The organism is Pseudomonas sp. Marseille-Q1929 (genome assembly GCF_017316265.1).
GTDB lineage: Bacteria > Pseudomonadota > Gammaproteobacteria > Pseudomonadales > Pseudomonadaceae > Aquipseudomonas.
Genome location: NZ_JAFLWU010000015.1, coordinates 139,729 through 154,814, shown reverse-complemented (window position 1 = coordinate 154,814; position 15,086 = coordinate 139,729). Strand labels below are relative to the sequence as shown.

13 protein-coding genes are annotated in these 15,086 nt (G+C 60.8%); 7 read left to right on the top strand and 6 right to left on the bottom strand.

Translation table 11 applies throughout. From position 1 onward, the window contains the following. Nucleotides 1-340: 340 nt before the first annotated feature. Nucleotides 341-1,834, bottom strand: a complete 1,494-nt coding sequence (locus tag J1G37_RS17500) for a CoA-acylating methylmalonate-semialdehyde dehydrogenase (protein WP_034103145.1) — start codon at nt 1,832-1,834, stop codon at nt 341-343. Nucleotides 1,835-1,873: 39 nt separating this feature from the next. Beyond that, nucleotides 1,874-3,223, bottom strand: coding sequence for an aspartate aminotransferase family protein (locus tag J1G37_RS17495; RefSeq protein WP_124528144.1), 1,350 nt, complete (start codon nt 3,221-3,223; stop codon nt 1,874-1,876). 125 nt (nt 3,224-3,348) lie between these two features. Between J1G37_RS17495 and J1G37_RS17490 the strand changes: the two genes are divergently transcribed. From J1G37_RS17490 to J1G37_RS17465, 6 genes are all read left to right on the top strand, one after another. Next, nucleotides 3,349-4,269, top strand: coding sequence for a LysR family transcriptional regulator (locus J1G37_RS17490; protein WP_124528145.1), 921 nt, complete (start codon nt 3,349-3,351; stop codon nt 4,267-4,269). 79 nt (nt 4,270-4,348) lie between these two features. Beyond that, nucleotides 4,349-5,740, top strand: coding sequence for a nucleobase:cation symporter-2 family protein (locus J1G37_RS17485; RefSeq protein ID WP_207043753.1), 1,392 nt, complete (start codon nt 4,349-4,351; stop codon nt 5,738-5,740). 87 nt (nt 5,741-5,827) lie between these two features. Beyond that, nucleotides 5,828-6,487 carry a TetR/AcrR family transcriptional regulator gene (locus J1G37_RS17480; RefSeq protein ID WP_017735261.1) on the top strand — a complete coding sequence of 220 codons (660 nt, stop codon included), beginning with the start codon at nt 5,828-5,830 and terminating at the stop codon, nt 6,485-6,487. 12 nt (nt 6,488-6,499) lie between these two features. After that, nucleotides 6,500-7,081, top strand: coding sequence for a YigZ family protein (locus tag J1G37_RS17475; protein WP_207043751.1), 582 nt, complete (start codon nt 6,500-6,502; stop codon nt 7,079-7,081). Between the two features lie 34 nt (nt 7,082-7,115). Next, on the top strand, nt 7,116-7,802 hold the full coding sequence (locus J1G37_RS17470; RefSeq protein ID WP_207043749.1) for an SDR family oxidoreductase: 687 nt from the start codon (nt 7,116-7,118) through the stop codon (nt 7,800-7,802). A gap of 145 nt (nt 7,803-7,947) precedes the next feature. Then, entirely contained in the window at nt 7,948-9,306 is a 1,359-nt protein-coding gene (locus tag J1G37_RS17465; protein ID WP_017735264.1) for an 8-oxoguanine deaminase, read from the top strand. Nucleotides 9,307-9,443: 137 nt separating this feature from the next. On the opposite strand, the gene J1G37_RS17460 is transcribed toward J1G37_RS17465, so the two are convergent. Further along, nucleotides 9,444-10,529, bottom strand: coding sequence for a calcium:proton antiporter (locus tag J1G37_RS17460; RefSeq protein WP_017735265.1), 1,086 nt, complete (start codon nt 10,527-10,529; stop codon nt 9,444-9,446). Nucleotides 10,530-10,723: 194 nt separating this feature from the next. On the opposite strand from J1G37_RS17460, the gene J1G37_RS17455 reads away from it, so the two are divergent. Next, entirely contained in the window at nt 10,724-11,677 is a 954-nt protein-coding gene (locus tag J1G37_RS17455) for an adenosine deaminase (RefSeq protein WP_207043748.1), read from the top strand. Between the two features lie 129 nt (nt 11,678-11,806). Here the strand turns inward: J1G37_RS17455 and J1G37_RS17450 are convergent, their stop codons facing one another. The 3 genes from J1G37_RS17450 to J1G37_RS17440 all read right to left on the bottom strand — a co-directional run bounded on the left by J1G37_RS17450 (nt 11,807) and on the right by J1G37_RS17440 (nt 15,041). Beyond that, nucleotides 11,807-13,177: an MFS transporter gene (locus tag J1G37_RS17450; protein WP_207043746.1), complete on the bottom strand. Its 1,371-nt coding sequence runs from the start codon at nt 13,175-13,177 to the stop codon at nt 11,807-11,809. 105 nt (nt 13,178-13,282) lie between these two features. After that, nucleotides 13,283-13,978 carry a helix-turn-helix transcriptional regulator gene (locus tag J1G37_RS17445; RefSeq protein WP_207043744.1) on the bottom strand — a complete coding sequence of 232 codons (696 nt, stop codon included), beginning with the start codon at nt 13,976-13,978 and terminating at the stop codon, nt 13,283-13,285. Nucleotides 13,979-14,111: 133 nt separating this feature from the next. After that, on the bottom strand, nt 14,112-15,041 hold the full coding sequence (locus J1G37_RS17440) for a LysR family transcriptional regulator (protein ID WP_207043742.1): 930 nt from the start codon (nt 15,039-15,041) through the stop codon (nt 14,112-14,114). Nucleotides 15,042-15,086 lie beyond the last annotated feature (45 nt).

Below are 15,086 nucleotides of genomic sequence, written 5' to 3'. Positions count from 1 at the left end.
TGATTATTTTCAGAAGCTTTCGAAGAATTCTTCAACAACTTCAACCACTTGCGCTTCAGATCTCTCATCAGCGGGAGGCGAATTCTACAGCGTTACACGCTGCTGTCAACACCTCTTTTTCAACTTCTTTCTGGCTTCGATGAACTGAAGCACCTGCTGCCGAAACCTACATAACTCATTGTTTACCAAGGAGTTTTCCGTTTCGACTGCGCCGGAAGTGGGGCGAATTATAGACATCTGAAATCTGCCGTCAATGCCTTTCTTCATATTTCTGTCATATAAGTCAGAAACACCCCAAAAACGCGAAAGCCGGCCCCGAGGGGCCGGCTTTCAGCCCACTTTACAAGCTAGGGAAAGCAAACTGCGACGCTTCATGGCTGGCCCGTTGCGGCCAACGCTGGGTAATCGCCTTGCGACGGGTATAGAAACGCACGCCATCCGGCCCATACGCATGCAAGTCGCCAAACAGTGAGCGCTTCCAGCCACCAAAGCTGTGATACGCCACCGGCACCGGCAGCGGAACGTTAACCCCGACCATGCCCACTTCGATCTCATCACAGAACAGACGCGCCGCTTCCCCATCACGGGTAAAGATGCAGGTGCCGTTGCCATATTCATGATCGTTGATCAGCTGCATCGCCGCTTCCAGGCTATCCACCCGAACCACGCACAGTACTGGCCCAAAGATCTCTTCTTTATAGATACGCATCTCAGGCGTCACATGGTCAAACAAGCTGCCACCCAGGAAGAAACCCTCTTCGTGACCGGCGACACTCAAACCACGGCCATCAACCACCAACTTCGCGCCCGAAGAAACACCGTCTTCTATATAGCCACTGACCTTATCCCGCGCCTGCCCCGTCACCAGCGGCCCCATATCCAGGCCGCACGACGTACCCGCGCCGATCTTCAGCGCCTTGACCTGCGGCACCAGCTTGGCGATCAACGCATCGGCCACCTGGTCACCCACACACACGGCCACCGAGATCGCCATGCAACGCTCACCGCACGAACCATACGCCGCGCCCATCAACGCGCTGACGGCGTTATCCAGATCGGCATCCGGCATCAGCACCGCATGGTTCTTCGCCCCGCCCAGCGCCTGCACACGTTTGCCGCGCTTGGTCGCTTCGGAATAGATGTATTCGGCAATCGGCGTCGAGCCCACAAAACTCAGCGCCTTCACTTCCGGCGCTTCGATCAGTGCATCCACCGCGCCTTTGTCACCGTGCACTACGCTCAGCACGCCTTTAGGCAGACCGGCTTCCTGCAACAGTTGCGCAATCAGCAGCGTCGAACTGGGATCGCGCTCCGACGGCTTCAGGATGAAACAGTTACCGCAAACGATCGCCAGCGGGTACATCCACAGCGGCACCATCGCCGGGAAGTTGAACGGCGTAATACCGGCCACCACGCCCAACGGTTGGAAATCCGACCAGGCATCAATGTTCGGTCCTACGTTACGGCTGTATTCGCCCTTCAGAATCTCCGGCGCCGAGCACGCGTACTCCACGTTCTCGATCCCACGCTTCAATTCACCCGCAGCGTCTTCCAGCGTCTTGCCATGCTCTTCGCTGATCAACTGCGAGATACGCGCTTCGTTCTGCTCCAGCAATTGCTTGAAACGGAACATCACCTGGGCACGCTTGGCCGGCGGCGTATTGCGCCAGGCCGGGAATGCGGCCTTGGCCGAGTCGATCGCCTGTTGAATGGTTTCACGACTGGCCAACGGCACCTGGTGGATCACCTGGCCAGTGGACGGGTTATACACGTCGGCACTACGGCCGCTGTCATTGACCAACTCACCGTTGATCAAGTGCTGGATAAGGCTCATGCAGGGCTCCTGAAAAATTGTTCTATATAGAAGGAGAAATCAGTCGATCTTGTTCAGCACTTCGCCGACCGCATCGAACAAGCGATCCAGGTCCTGCGGCTTGCTGTTGAAGGTTGGCCCGAACTGCAGGGTGTCACCGCCAAAGCGCACGTAGAAACCGGCTTTCCACAAGGCCATGCCGGCCTCGAATGGACGCACGATGGCATCACCGTCACGCGGGGCAATCTGGATCGCGCCGGCCAAGCCGTAGTTGCGGATGTCGATCACGTTCTTGCTGCCCTTCAAACCGTGCAGCGCATTCTCAAAGTGCGGCGCGACTTCGGCTACGCTCTGCACCAGGTTTTCCTTCTGCAGCAGGTCCAAAGCCGCCAGGCCAGCAGCGCACGCGACCGGGTGAGCCGAGTAGGTGTAGCCGTGGGGGAATTCCACCGCGTACTCCGGCGTCGCCTGGTTCATGAACGTCTGATAAATCTCACTGCTGGCAATCACCGCGCCCATCGGAATCGCGCCGTTGGTGACTTGCTTGGCGATGCACATCAGGTCCGGCGTCACGCCGAAGCTGTCGGCACCAAACATCGAGCCGGTGCGGCCGAAACCGGTGATCACTTCATCGAACACCAGCAGGATGTTGTGTTGATCGCAGATCTCACGCAGACGCTTGAGATAACCCTGCGGCGGCACCAGCACACCCGCAGAACCGGCCATCGGCTCGACAAACACCGCGGCGATGTTCGACGCATCGTGCAATTCGATCAGCTTGAGCAACTCATCGGCCAGCGCGATACCACCCAGCTCCGGCATGCCACGGGAGAAGGCATTGCTCGCCAGCAAGGTGTGCGGCAGATGGTCAACATCCATCATCGCCTGACCAAAAATCTTACGGTTGCCGTTCACACCGCCCAAGCTCGTACCGGCGATGTTCACACCGTGATAACCACGAGCGCGGCCGATCATCTTGGTCTTGGTGGCCTGGCCCTTCAGGCGCCAGTACCCACGCACCATCTTCACCGCGGTATCGGCGCACTCGGAGCCGGAGTCAGTGAAGAACACGTGGTTCAGGTTGCCAGGGGTCAGGTCGGTAATCTTTTCTGCCAACTGGAAGGACAACGGATGACCGTATTGGAAACCCGGCGAGTAGTCCAAGGTGCCCAGTTGCTTGGCCACCGCTTCCTGGATTTCCTTGCGCGTATGCCCTGCGCCACAGGTCCACAGGCCCGACAACGAGTCGTAGACTTTGCGCCCCTTGTCATCGATCAACCAGCTACCTTCCGCGCCCACGATCAAGCGCGGATCACGCTGGAAGTTACGGTTGGCGGTGTACGGCATCCAGTGCGCGTCCAGCTTCAATTGGCTGGCCAGGGACGATGGGGCGTTTTCGGGCATGTTCATCAGCAAAACCTCGCAAGGCAAAAGGCAGCGTCGGGATTGAAAAGCGTTGTTGCAGCTAAATTGCCACGACGATAAAGTCGGTGAAATTCAACTCTTCTAACCTTCAGTCAGGCCTTCACTAAACTATGAGCAGCCGTCGCCCCGATCCCCTGGCCCAAGTCAGCGACTTCGATATCCGCCTGTTGCGCATCTTTCGCAGCGTGGTGGAATGCGGCGGCTTCTCGGCGGCAGAGACCGTGCTGGGCATCGGCCGCTCCGCCATCAGCCAGCAAATGAGCGATCTTGAACAACGCCTTGGGTTAAGGCTGTGCCAACGCGGCCGCGCCGGTTTCTCCCTCACCGAAGAAGGCCGCGAGGTCTACCAATCGGCACTGCAACTATTAAGTGCCCTGGAAAGCTTTCGCACCGAGGTCAACGGCCTGCACCAGCATCTGCGCGGCGAGTTGATCATCGGTCTCACCGACAACCTCGTCACCCTGCCCCATATGCGCATCACCCACGCCCTGGCGCAGTTGAAGGAACGCGGCCCGGACGTGCAAATCCAGATCCGCATGATCGCCCCCAACGAAGTCGAGCAAGGCGTACTCGACGGCCGCCTGCACGTCGGCGTGGTGCCCCAGGCCAGTGCCTTGTCGGGGCTGGAATACCAGCCGCTCTACAGCGAGCGCTCGCTGCTTTATTGCGCCGTCGGCCACCCACTGTTCTATGCCGACAACAAACAACTGGACGACGCGCGCATCGACAGCCAGGACGCCATCGCCCCCACCTTCCGCCTGCCCGCCGATATCCAGGCCCACTACCAGGCACTCAACTGCACCGCCAGCGCCTCCGACCGCGAAGGCATGGCCTTCCTGATCCTCACCGGCCGCTACATCGGCTACCTGCCCGATCACTACGCCAGCTTGTGGGTACAACAAGGCCGGCTGCGTGCGCTGAAACCGGCTACACGCTTTTACGATTTAAGCCTGGCATCGGTCACGCGCAAAGGCCGTCGCCCTCATTTGGTGCTGGAGAGCTTCCTGGAAAGCCTGGCCGCGACCCGTTAACTCGGGCACACAGCAAAAGCTGAGCAGTTGGACAGCTTTTTGCAAGAGCCAGAGGACATAGACCCTGAGCTTGCCCGCCATGCCACCAGAATCCTCCAGCAGCGACCTGATCTACGGCCTCAACGACCGCCCGAAACCCGCCCCGGCCTTCCTCGCCGCACTGCAACATGTGCTTGCCGCGTTCGTCGGCATCATTACCCCGCCGCTGATCATCGGCTCCACCCTGGGCCTGACCGCACACTTGCCCTACCTGATCAGCATGGCGTTGATGGTCTCCGGCGTCGGCACCTTCATCCAGGCACGTCGGCCGTTTGGCATCGGCGCAGGGATGATCTGCCTGCAAGGCACCAGCTTTGCGTTTCTCGGTGCGGTGCTGTCGGCGGGCTTTTTGGTGAAACAACGCGGCGGCAGCCCGGAAGACATCATGGCGATGATCTTCGGCGTGTGCTTTTTCGGTGCCGTGGTGCAGATCGTGCTGAGCCGCTTCATCGGCCAACTGCGCCGAGTGATCACGCCTTTGGTAACGGGGATTGTCATTACCCTGATCGGTATCAGCTTGATCAAGGTCGGCATCACGGATCTGGGCGGCGGTTTCAACGCCGCCGACTTCGGCGCCCCCACCAACCTGGCACTGGGCGTGTTCGTCGTGTTGACGATCATCCTGCTCAACCGCTCCAACACGCCATGGGTGCGACTCTCGGCCATCATCATCGGCCTCGCCCTCGGCAGCCTCGCGGCCTGGTTCAGCGGCAAACTTGTACCCCAAGCGCTGCCCGATTTGCCTCTGATCAGCCTGCCGATCCCATTTCGCTTCGGATTCAACTTCGACTGGAGCGCTTTCCTACCCATCGCGCTGATTTATCTGATCAGCAGCATCGAAACCGTCGGCGACCTCACCGCCAACTGCATGATCGCCCGCCAGCCCATCAGCGGCCCTTCTTATATAAGCCGGCTCAAGGGCGGCGTCCTGGGTGATGGCGTCAGTTGCATGATCGCCGCCACCTTCAGCGCCTTCCCCAACACCACGTTCGCGCAGAACAACGGCGTGATCCAACTCACTGGCGTGGCCAGCCGTTACGTCGGCTTGTACATCGGCGTGGTGCTGTTTTGCCTCGGCTTGTTTCCGCTGATCGGCGCAGTGCTCCAGCAAATCCCCAAACCGGTCTTGGGCGGCGCCACCCTGGTGATGTTCGGCAGCGTGGCCGCCGCCGGTGTGCGCATCCTCGCCCAGGCGCCGCTGGACCGGCGCAGCATGCTGATCATCGCCACCTCATTCGGCGTCGGCCTGGGTATCGCCGCCCAACCGAACCTGCTGCACCTGATGCCGACCCTGGTGCAGAACCTGTTCGACTCGGCCATCACCAGCGGCGGCCTCACCGCCATTGTGTTGTGCCTGTTATTACCGGAAGCCAAGGCCGACAACCGTGCCGCAAACCACGCGCCGGAAAGCGACACCGTGGAATCGCACTGACGGTTTTATTGCATCAGGACTTGTCTGAGGCTTGAGGGTGGGTTATCTGTGCACACGTCGTCTCTATCGATCTGCACGGAAACCTCCATGAGCCTCGAAGTTCCTGCCCACAGCAACCCCGCCGGAAAACCCGCCAGCCGCATTCGGCAAAAGAACGAACAAGCAATTCTGCAGGCAGCTGAAGACGAATTCGCGCGCCATGGCTACAAAGGCACCAGCATGAACACCATTGCTGCCAGTGCCGGACTGCCCAAGGCCAACTTGCACTACTACTTCACCAACAAGCTGGGCCTGTATATCGCGGTGCTCAGCAATATCCTCGAACTGTGGGACAGCACCTTCAACACGCTGACCGCCGAGGATGACCCGGCCGTGGCGCTGAGCCGCTACATCCGCACCAAGATGGAGTTCTCGCGGCGCCAACCCCAGGCCTCGCGGATCTTCGCCATGGAGATCATCAGCGGTGGCGAATGCCTCACCGAATATTTCAGCCAGGACTACCGCGCCTGGTTCAGTGGCCGCGCCGCCGTATTCCAGGCCTGGATCGACGCCGGCAAGATGGACCCGGTAGACCCGGTGCACCTGATCTTCCTGCTGTGGGGCAGCACCCAGCACTACGCCGACTTCGCCACGCAGATCTGCCGCGTCACCGGTCGTACCAAGCTGACCAAGCAGGACATGGAAGACGCCGGCACCAACCTGATCCACATCATTCTCAAAGGCTGTGGCGTCAAGCCCGCCCTATAAACGAAGCGACTTATGCCTTTCACGCTCACCGGCCTTTGCGAGTTTCATGAAGAAATCCGCAAAAGCCGCTTTATCACCCTCGCCGCGCCGATCACCAGCCCGCAGGACGCCCAGGCGTTTTTCGCGCAACACAGCGACTTGAACGCCACGCACAACTGCTGGGCGTGGAAGCTTGCCGATCAATACCGCAGCAATGACGATGGCGAACCCGGTGGCACTGCTGGCAGACCGATCCTCGCCGCCATCGAAGCGCAAGGTTTCGATCAGGTCGCGGTGTTGGTCATTCGCTGGTACGGCGGCATTCAGCTGGGCACCGGAGGCCTCGCCCGCGCTTACGGCGGCGGGGCAAACAAGTGCCTGCAAAACGCCGAACGCATCGAGCTGATCAGCCGCGTACCGCTGAGTTGCGCCTGCAGTTTCTCGGAATTGAACCTGGTGAAACTGCGCGTCGCCGAACTGGGCGGGCTGGTCGTGGAAGAATCCTTCACCGCCAACGGCGTCGAGCTACAACTCGCCGTGGGCGAAGCGCATATCGATACCCTGCAAATTCAACTCGCCGACCTCAGCCGTGGGCGTATCCTGCTCCAACGCTGAACTCCCTGAACCGCGACTCCAAAGGAAGCTTTTCATGTCTACGCCAAAAACCGCACTGATCATCGGCGCCTCGCGCGGGCTGGGCCTTGGCCTGGTCAAGCAACTGCTCCAGGACGGCTGGAACGTGACCGCCACCGTGCGTGATCCAAGCAAAGCCGACGCACTCAAAGCCGTGGGCCCGGTACAGATCGAGAAACTCGACATGGACGATCAGCAAGCCGTGATCGCCCTGAGCCAGCGCCTCAAGGACCGCACCTTTGACCTGCTGTTCGTCAACGCCGGCGTCAAAGGCCCCGCGAACCAGGAGCCTGGCCACGCCACCCTGGCGGAAGTCGGCCAGTTGTTCTTCACCAATGCCGTGGCACCGATCAACCTGGCCCAGCGCTTTGTCGGGCAGATCCGCAAAGACAGCGGCGTGCTGGCCTTCATGAGTTCGGTACTGGGCAGCGTGACCATCCCCGACGGCTCCGATCTGGCGCTGTACAAGGCCAGCAAGGCCGCGCTCAACTCCATGACCAACAGCTTCGTCACCCAACTGGGCGGGCAAAAACTCACTGTGCTGTCGCTGCACCCGGGCTGGGTGAAGACCGACATGGGCGGCGAAAACGCCCACATCGACGTCGACACCAGCGTGCGCGGCCTGGTGGATCAGGTAAATGCCTACACCGGGAAAGGCGGCCATCACTTCATCGACTACAAAGGCGACACCATCGCCTGGTAAGCGACAAAGGGTCGTTATCGACCGATTGCCGTCGATAACGATCCACGGGTAGACTGCCCCCTCGCCTTCACTGGCGACCCTGGATCAGCAGACAGGGCAACACTGAGCTGGCAAACCTGAACCCATCATTCAGAGGAGCCGGCCAATGCCTGCGACCCGTATCTGGTTAAAAAACCCCCTCGCGATTTTCACTGCCAATGGCCTCGACGCCCGTGGCGGCCTGGTGCTGCAAGACGGTGTGATCAGCGAAGTGCTGGCCCTGGGCCAAACACCCGCCCAGCCCTGCGCACAAACCTTCGATGCCCGCGAACATGTGATCCTGCCGGGCCTGATCAACACCCACCACCACTTCTATCAAACCTTGACCCGCGCCTGGGCCCCGGTGGTCAACCAGCCATTGTTCCCGTGGCTGAAAACCCTGTACCCGGTCTGGGCCCGGCTCACCCCGGAAAAACTCGCCCTCGCCACCAAAGTTGCGCTGGCCGAATTGCTGCTGTCGGGTTGCACCACGGCGGCCGATCACCACTACCTGTTTCCCGACGGCCTGGAAAACGCCATCGACGTGCAAGTGCAAAGCGTGCGTGAACTGGGCATGCGCGCCATGCTCACCCGCGGGTCCATGAGTTTGGGCGAAGCCGATGGCGGCCTGCCGCCGCAGCAAACGGTGCAACAAGGCCAAGTGATTCTCGACGACAGCCAGCGCCTGATCCGCGAGTACCACCAGCGCGACGACGGCGCGCAAATCCAGATCGCCCTGGCGCCGTGCTCACCTTTTTCCGTCACCCCGGAAATCATGCGCGCCAGCGCCGAATTGGCTGACAGCCTCGACGTGCGCCTACATACGCACCTGGCGGAAACCCTCGACGAAGAAGACTTCTGCCTGCAACGCTTTGGCCTACGCACCGTGGACTACCTCGACAGCGTCGGCTGGCTCGGCCCGCGCACCTGGCTGGCCCACGGCATTCACTTCAACCCGGATGAAATCGAACGCCTCGGCGCGGCCGGCACCGGCATCTGCCATTGCCCAAGCTCGAACATGCGCCTGGCGTCCGGCATCTGCCCGACCCTGGACCTGCTCGCCGCCGGCGCGCCGATCGGCCTGGGCGTGGACGGCTCGGCCTCCAACGATGCGTCAAACATGATCCTCGAAGCGCGTCAGGCCCTGTATATCCAGCGCCTGCGCTACGGTGCGGAAAAGATCACCCCTGAAGGCGTGCTGGGTTGGGCGACCAAAGGTTCGGCGCAGTTGCTGGGGCGTACGGATATTGGCGAATTGGCCGTAGGCAAACAGGCTGACCTGGCGTTGTTCAAGCTCGATGAGCTGCGTTTCTCCGGCAGCCATGACCCGATTTCGGCGCTGTTGTTGTGCGGCGCTGACCGGGCGGATCGGGTGATGGTGGCGGGTAAATGGCGGGTGATTGATGGTCAAGTGGAAGGCCTGGACCTGAAGGGCTTGATCGCCGATCACACCCAGGCGGCTCGCCAGCTCATCGCCGGAACCTGATCCAGACGCCGAACCAAATGTGGGAGCTGGCTTGCCTGCGATAGCGGTCCAACAGTCAACACTGGAGTGACTGGACCACCGCTATCGCGGGCAAGCCCGCTCCCACATAAGCTAACTCCCACAGAAGTTTGCGGTATTTAAAGGCCCAACAACGACAACATGATAAACGTCGCAAACAACACAAAATGCGTCATCCCCTCAATAGCATTGGTCTCACCATCGTTGAGGTTGATCGCACTGACAATCAGCGTAATAAACACCATCACCGTCTGCACCGGCGTCATCGCCATCTGGAACGGCTGCCCGGTGTAAAGCGCCATCGCCTCCATCACCGGCACCGTCAGGATCACCGTCGACAAAGACGCACCCAACGCAATGTTCACCACCGATTGCATACGGTTGGCCAAGGCTGCGCGCAACGCCGTCAAGATCTCCGGCGCCGCCGAAATCGCCGCCACCACAATCGCCGTGATCACCGGCGGCGCGCCCGTGCCTTCCAGGCCCAGGTCCAGGGTTTTCGACATCACCTCGGCCAACGCGCCAATCACAATCACGCCAAACACCAAGGTGCCGATGGAAAACGCCAGGTTGATCGACGGCGCTTCTTCCGACGGTTTCTTACCGCGTTTCTCCGGGTAGTTGTAGCTGAAGAAATAACTGTGCGGCCCCACCTGCATGCGCAGGAACAGGGTGTAGAGCACCACCATCGCGCCAATGGTGAAGGCCGAGTAAATTTTCCAGTCGGCCTCGGGGATAAATTCCGGCACCACCATCGACACGCCCATGGCGGTGAGGATCATCACGCTGTAGCTGCGTGCCGAGTCGTCGTTATAGGATTGTTCGCCATGCTTGATGCCACCCATCAGCGCGGCCAGGCCGAGGATGCCGTTGATGTCGAGCATCACGGCAGAATAAATCGTGTCACGCACCAGGGTCGGCGACGGCTCGTTACTCATCATGATCGCCAGGATCACCACTTCCACCAGCACGGCGGCGAGGGTCAGGATCATGGTGCCGTAGGGGTCGCCGACCTTTTCCGCGAGCTGCTCGGCGTGGTGCGCCACGCGCATCGAGGCGATCACGATAAACGCGATCAGCACCACCCCGCCGAGCAGCGCCACGCCCTGGCCACTGTTGAGCATCCAGTGTTCCAGCGGGTAGGCGGCGATGGCGGCAAGCAGCGCCAGCAGCATGAATTTTTCTTGCTTGAGGGATGTGAACATTGCGGGCCTTATCAAACAGCGAATCAGTCATTGATGGGGTACAGACTACGGCAGGCTGCTAACGTTTCGTTACACCTTAGTTCACGCGGCCCTTGCGCGAATGCAACGAAAACAATCCTGCTGGTCAGGTTTTGCCAATTATTTCAGCTGTGGCCTGTAGAATGCCGCCATTGCACCTGATGAGAATTTAGAAAATGTACGATTGGCTCAACGCCCTGCCCAAGGCTGAACTGCACCTGCACCTGGAGGGTTCGCTGGAGCCTGAGCTGCTGTTTGCCCTGGCCGAGCGCAACAAGATTGCGCTGCCGTGGAACGACGTCGAAACCCTGCGCAAGGCCTACGCCTTCAACAACCTGCAAGAGTTTCTCGACCTGTATTACAAGGGCGCCGACGTGCTGCGCACCTCCCAGGATTTCTACGACCTGACGTGGGCCTACCTGCTGCGCTGCAAAGCACAGAACGTGATCCACACCGAACCGTTCTTCGACCCGCAAACCCACACCGACCGTGGCATCCCGTTCGAAGTGGTGCTCAACGGCATCGCCGCCGCACTCAAGGACGGCGAACAGCAACTGGGCATCACCAGCGGTTTGATCCTCAGCTTCCTACGCCACCTGAGCGAAGCCGAAGCCGAGAAAACCCTCGACATGGCCCTGCCGTTCCGTGACGCGTTCGTGGCCGTAGGCCTGGACAGCTCGGAGATGGGTCACCCACCGAGCAAGTTCCAGCGTGTGTTCGACCGTGCCCGCCACGAAGGCTTCCTCACCGTCGCCCACGCCGGCGAAGAAGGCCCGCCCGAGTACATCTGGGAAGCCCTCGACCTGCTGAAAATCCAGCGTATCGATCACGGCGTGCGCGCCATCGAAGACGAACGCCTGATGCAGCGCATCATCGACGAGCAGATCCCGTTGACCGTGTGCCCGCTGTCCAACACCAAGCTGTGTGTGTTCGACGACATGGCCCAGCACAACATCCTCGACATGCTGGAGCGTGGCGTGAAGGTCACCGTGAACTCCGATGACCCGGCGTACTTCGGTGGTTATGTCACCGAGAACTTCCATGCGCTGCACACCTCGCTGGGCATGACCCAGGACCAGGCCAAACGCCTGGCGCAGAACAGCCTGGATGCGCGGTTGGTCAAGCCATAACTGAATAAACGCAGATAAAACTGTGGGAGCTGGCTTGCCTGCGATAGCGGTTGAACAGTCAATATCAAAAGTGACTGATACACCGCCATCGCAGGCAAGCCAGCTCCCACATGTTTTTTGTGTTGTCGATTAGATTTCGCTCAACTCTTCCAGGGTCTTACCCTTCGTCTCCATCCCAAACACCCACACCACCAGCGCCGCCACCGCAAAACACAGTGCGCCCAAGGCAAACACCCCGCCCTGCCCGGTTATCGGAAACACCAACCCAGTCACCATCGGCCCCAACAACGAACCCACCCGGCCAATCGCCGAGGCAAACCCGGACCCGGTCGCTCGCGCCGATGTGGGATACAGCTCCGGCGTGTAGGTGTACAACACCGCCCACATGCCAAACAAAAAGAACTGCATCAACAAGCCCGATGTAATCAGCAAGCCCACGTTGCCGCCAAACACCGCGCTTTGCCCATACACAAATGCCATCACCCCGCCGCCCAGCAGTGTCACCACGCACACCGGTTTACGTCCCCAGCGCTCCACCAGCCAGGCCGCCATCAGGAAGCCGGGGATCCCGCCGAGGGAAATGATCACCGTGTAATACACCGACTGGGTCACCGCAAAACCCGACTGCTGCAACAGCGCACTCAACCACGACGTCAGCCCGTAAAAGCCGAGCAAGGCAAAGAACCACACGCTCCAGATCATCATTGTGCGTTGGCGGTACTGCGCCGACCACAGCTGCTGAAACGCCGAGAAGAACGTGCCCGGCGTGCTCTCTACCCGTGGCAGGCGGATCGGCTCCGGCAGTTGCGCGCGGCCCAGGGAGTCGCGCACTTTCTGCTCGATGCCCAGCAGCACCTTGTCCGCAGCGTCATGCCGACCAGCCTGTTCCAGCCAGCGTGGCGACTCCGGAATAAAGAACCGGATCGCCAGTACAAACACCGCTGGCACCGCCAACACCAGGAAGATGTCGCGCCAGCCAATCACCGGCAACAAGAAGTACGACAGCACCCCCGCCGCCACAAAACCCAGCGGCCAGAAGCCATCCATCAAGGCGATGTAACGCCCACGCCGCTTGGCCGGGATCAACTCCGAAAGCATCGATTGCGCGATGGGAAACTCCATGCCCATGCCGATGCCCAGCAGGATGCGAAACAGCGTCAGCGCCTCCACCGTCTGCGCCGTGGAGCACAGGTAACTGGCGATGCCCCACAACACGATGCTCCACTGGAATACCGGCTTGCGCCCGAAGCGGTCAGCGAGCATCCCGGACAGCGACGCCCCCACCACCATGCCAAAAAAACTCGAACTGGCCAGCAGCCCGGCCTGGGCCGTGCTCAGGCCAAACTCGGCTTTGATCGAGCCTAACAGGAAGGTCATCATCGCCAGGTCCATGGAGTCGAAGAAAAACGCCAAGGCGATGATGATGAAAATAACCCGGTGGTAGCCGCTGACGGGCAACCGTTCCAGCCGTTCCGCTGCGCTATAGCCTTGCATACCCATGTCGCACCCCCTGTGTGAAAAGTCCCCGCGGTGAGTGTGCGGCATGGTTTTGCGGGGTTATTGCTGGATGCGACCTGACCGAAACTCTGAACGACGCCCCCGTGGCTAAGGGTGTCCGGGCGCCGCCAATCGGTTGATTTCTGCCGTCCCACTGTCGTTGACCTGTAACGCCTGCGACTCCTTGAGCAGGCTGACCCAGTTCGACTGCAGGAACAATTGCAGCAACCCCGCGCCCAACGCCCCGCCCAAATGCGGCAGCTGCTGGCTCCAATCGAAACAGTCGCACACCACCGGCGATGCCAGCGCCTGGGTATAAATGCCCAGGCCCGCCAAGTGCTGCGCGCCCTTGGGCGTGACATCGGTGCGTTGCTCATGGCGCTCAATCCAGCCGGCAGCCAACATCCGCTGATACAACCCCGCCGCCAGCTCGCCGCCCAGGTGGCCATTGCACAACCGTGCATGGCGTAACAGCAGGGGCGCGATCAATACCGGCGGCGAGGCGTCCGGCCGACAGCGCGCGGCGCTGGCCATGGTGGTGTGGGCCAACGCATCAATGGCAGCGCTGACATCAGCAGCAGCCACGCGAAACAGGCGCTGGCCGCGGCGGTTCTCGCTGCGCAACAGGCCGCCACCGGTCAGCCGCGCCAGGTGCGCAACGGCCGAGGCAGGCGACAGCCCGGCCAGCGCCGCCAACTCCTCCGCGGACTTCGCCGAACCGTCCATCAACGCCCAGAGCATCGCAGTGCGCTTGGGCTCCGCGAGCAAGCTGGCGATATGACTGATGCAAGGTGCTGCTTCCATGTGTTCACTCCCTGTTAAACCATTTTTTGTTGTGCTGGGCGCCAAAGTATAGGGGCGCAGTCAGCCGGTTCCGCGCGGTCTGACAGCACGGATAGGGACAGGATTTGAGTGAAACTTCCTTGTTTGCTGGAGGCTATCGAACGGCGGTCAAGCGCTCCGGCCATTGCGCGGTCAACGTCGCACAGCGCGCCACGAGCATTTCGCGCAGCAGGTTGACGGGTTTGCTCAGTTGGGCGCGGTGGGCACAGAGCAGATTCAGCGGCGTTCGCTCACCGCGCAGCTCCGGCAGGATCACTCGCAACCGGCCGGCCAGCACATCGGTGCTGACATCCAGCCAGGACTTGTAGGCAATCCCCACACCCGCCACGGCCCAGCGGCGTACTACGTCGGCATCGTCACTGAAACGGTCGCCGCTCACCGTCAGGCTGATATCGCGTTTGCCGTCGTGAAAGCTCCAATGGTCATGCACGCGACTGCCGAGCATATACAGCAGGCAATTGTGCTGGGCCAACTGCTCCAGGTGCCGGGGCTCGCCATGCTGCGCGAGGTAGCTGGGCGAGGCGCACAGCACACGCACATTCTGCGGCGCTATCGGCAGCGCAATCAGGCTGGAGTCTTCGGGTTCGCCGTAGCGTAGGGCGATGTCCACCGGTTGGCGAAACAGGTCGGCAATGCGGTCGCCCAGCAACAAGCGTACGGTCAGTTGCGGGTGCTCACGCTGGAATTCATCCAGCCACGCCAACAGATGGTTGCGGCCGAAGTCCGACGGCGCCGACAGTTGCAGCACGCCACTGACATGATCCTGGCCACTGGCCAATAGCCGGCGCCCCTCGTCCAGCGAACCCAAGGCGGCGCGGGCATATTCCAGGAAGCCCTCGCCTTCAGCGGTCAGGCGCAGGCTGCGGGTGGAGCGGGCCAGCAAGCGTGCCCCCAGTTGTTGCTCGATACGTTTCAACGCGGCGCTGGCCACCGCCGGTGACAGGTCCATGACCCGCGCCGCCGCCGACAGGCTGCCCAGGTCCGCCGCGCGCACAAACAACTGCAAATCATCAAAACGCAGCATGCATCCCCGCCGATTATCAAAATTCTATTGAAACAGACCTCTGTT

What these genes read in the sequence shown, in the direction of transcription:
- J1G37_RS17445 (WP_207043744.1), bottom strand. Translation starts at nt 13,978, where the DNA reads ATGGAAGCAGCACCTTGCATCAGTCATATCGCCAGCTTGCTCGCGGAG.
- J1G37_RS17470 (WP_207043749.1), top strand. Translation starts at nt 7,116, where the DNA reads ATGTCTACGCCAAAAACCGCACTGATCATCGGCGCCTCGCGCGGGCTG.
- J1G37_RS17475 (WP_207043751.1), top strand. Translation starts at nt 6,500, where the DNA reads ATGCCTTTCACGCTCACCGGCCTTTGCGAGTTTCATGAAGAAATCCGC.
- J1G37_RS17465 (WP_017735264.1), top strand. Translation starts at nt 7,948, where the DNA reads ATGCCTGCGACCCGTATCTGGTTAAAAAACCCCCTCGCGATTTTCACT.
- J1G37_RS17440 (WP_207043742.1), bottom strand. Translation starts at nt 15,041, where the DNA reads ATGCTGCGTTTTGATGATTTGCAGTTGTTTGTGCGCGCGGCGGACCTG.
- J1G37_RS17455 (WP_207043748.1), top strand. Translation starts at nt 10,724, where the DNA reads ATGTACGATTGGCTCAACGCCCTGCCCAAGGCTGAACTGCACCTGCAC.
- J1G37_RS17485 (WP_207043753.1), top strand. Translation starts at nt 4,349, where the DNA reads ATGCCACCAGAATCCTCCAGCAGCGACCTGATCTACGGCCTCAACGAC.
- J1G37_RS17460 (WP_017735265.1), bottom strand. Translation starts at nt 10,529, where the DNA reads ATGTTCACATCCCTCAAGCAAGAAAAATTCATGCTGCTGGCGCTGCTT.
- J1G37_RS17450 (WP_207043746.1), bottom strand. Translation starts at nt 13,177, where the DNA reads ATGGGTATGCAAGGCTATAGCGCAGCGGAACGGCTGGAACGGTTGCCC.
- J1G37_RS17495 (WP_124528144.1), bottom strand. Translation starts at nt 3,223, where the DNA reads ATGAACATGCCCGAAAACGCCCCATCGTCCCTGGCCAGCCAATTGAAG.
- J1G37_RS17480 (WP_017735261.1), top strand. Translation starts at nt 5,828, where the DNA reads ATGAGCCTCGAAGTTCCTGCCCACAGCAACCCCGCCGGAAAACCCGCC.
- J1G37_RS17500 (WP_034103145.1), bottom strand. Translation starts at nt 1,834, where the DNA reads ATGAGCCTTATCCAGCACTTGATCAACGGTGAGTTGGTCAATGACAGC.
- J1G37_RS17490 (WP_124528145.1), top strand. Translation starts at nt 3,349, where the DNA reads ATGAGCAGCCGTCGCCCCGATCCCCTGGCCCAAGTCAGCGACTTCGAT.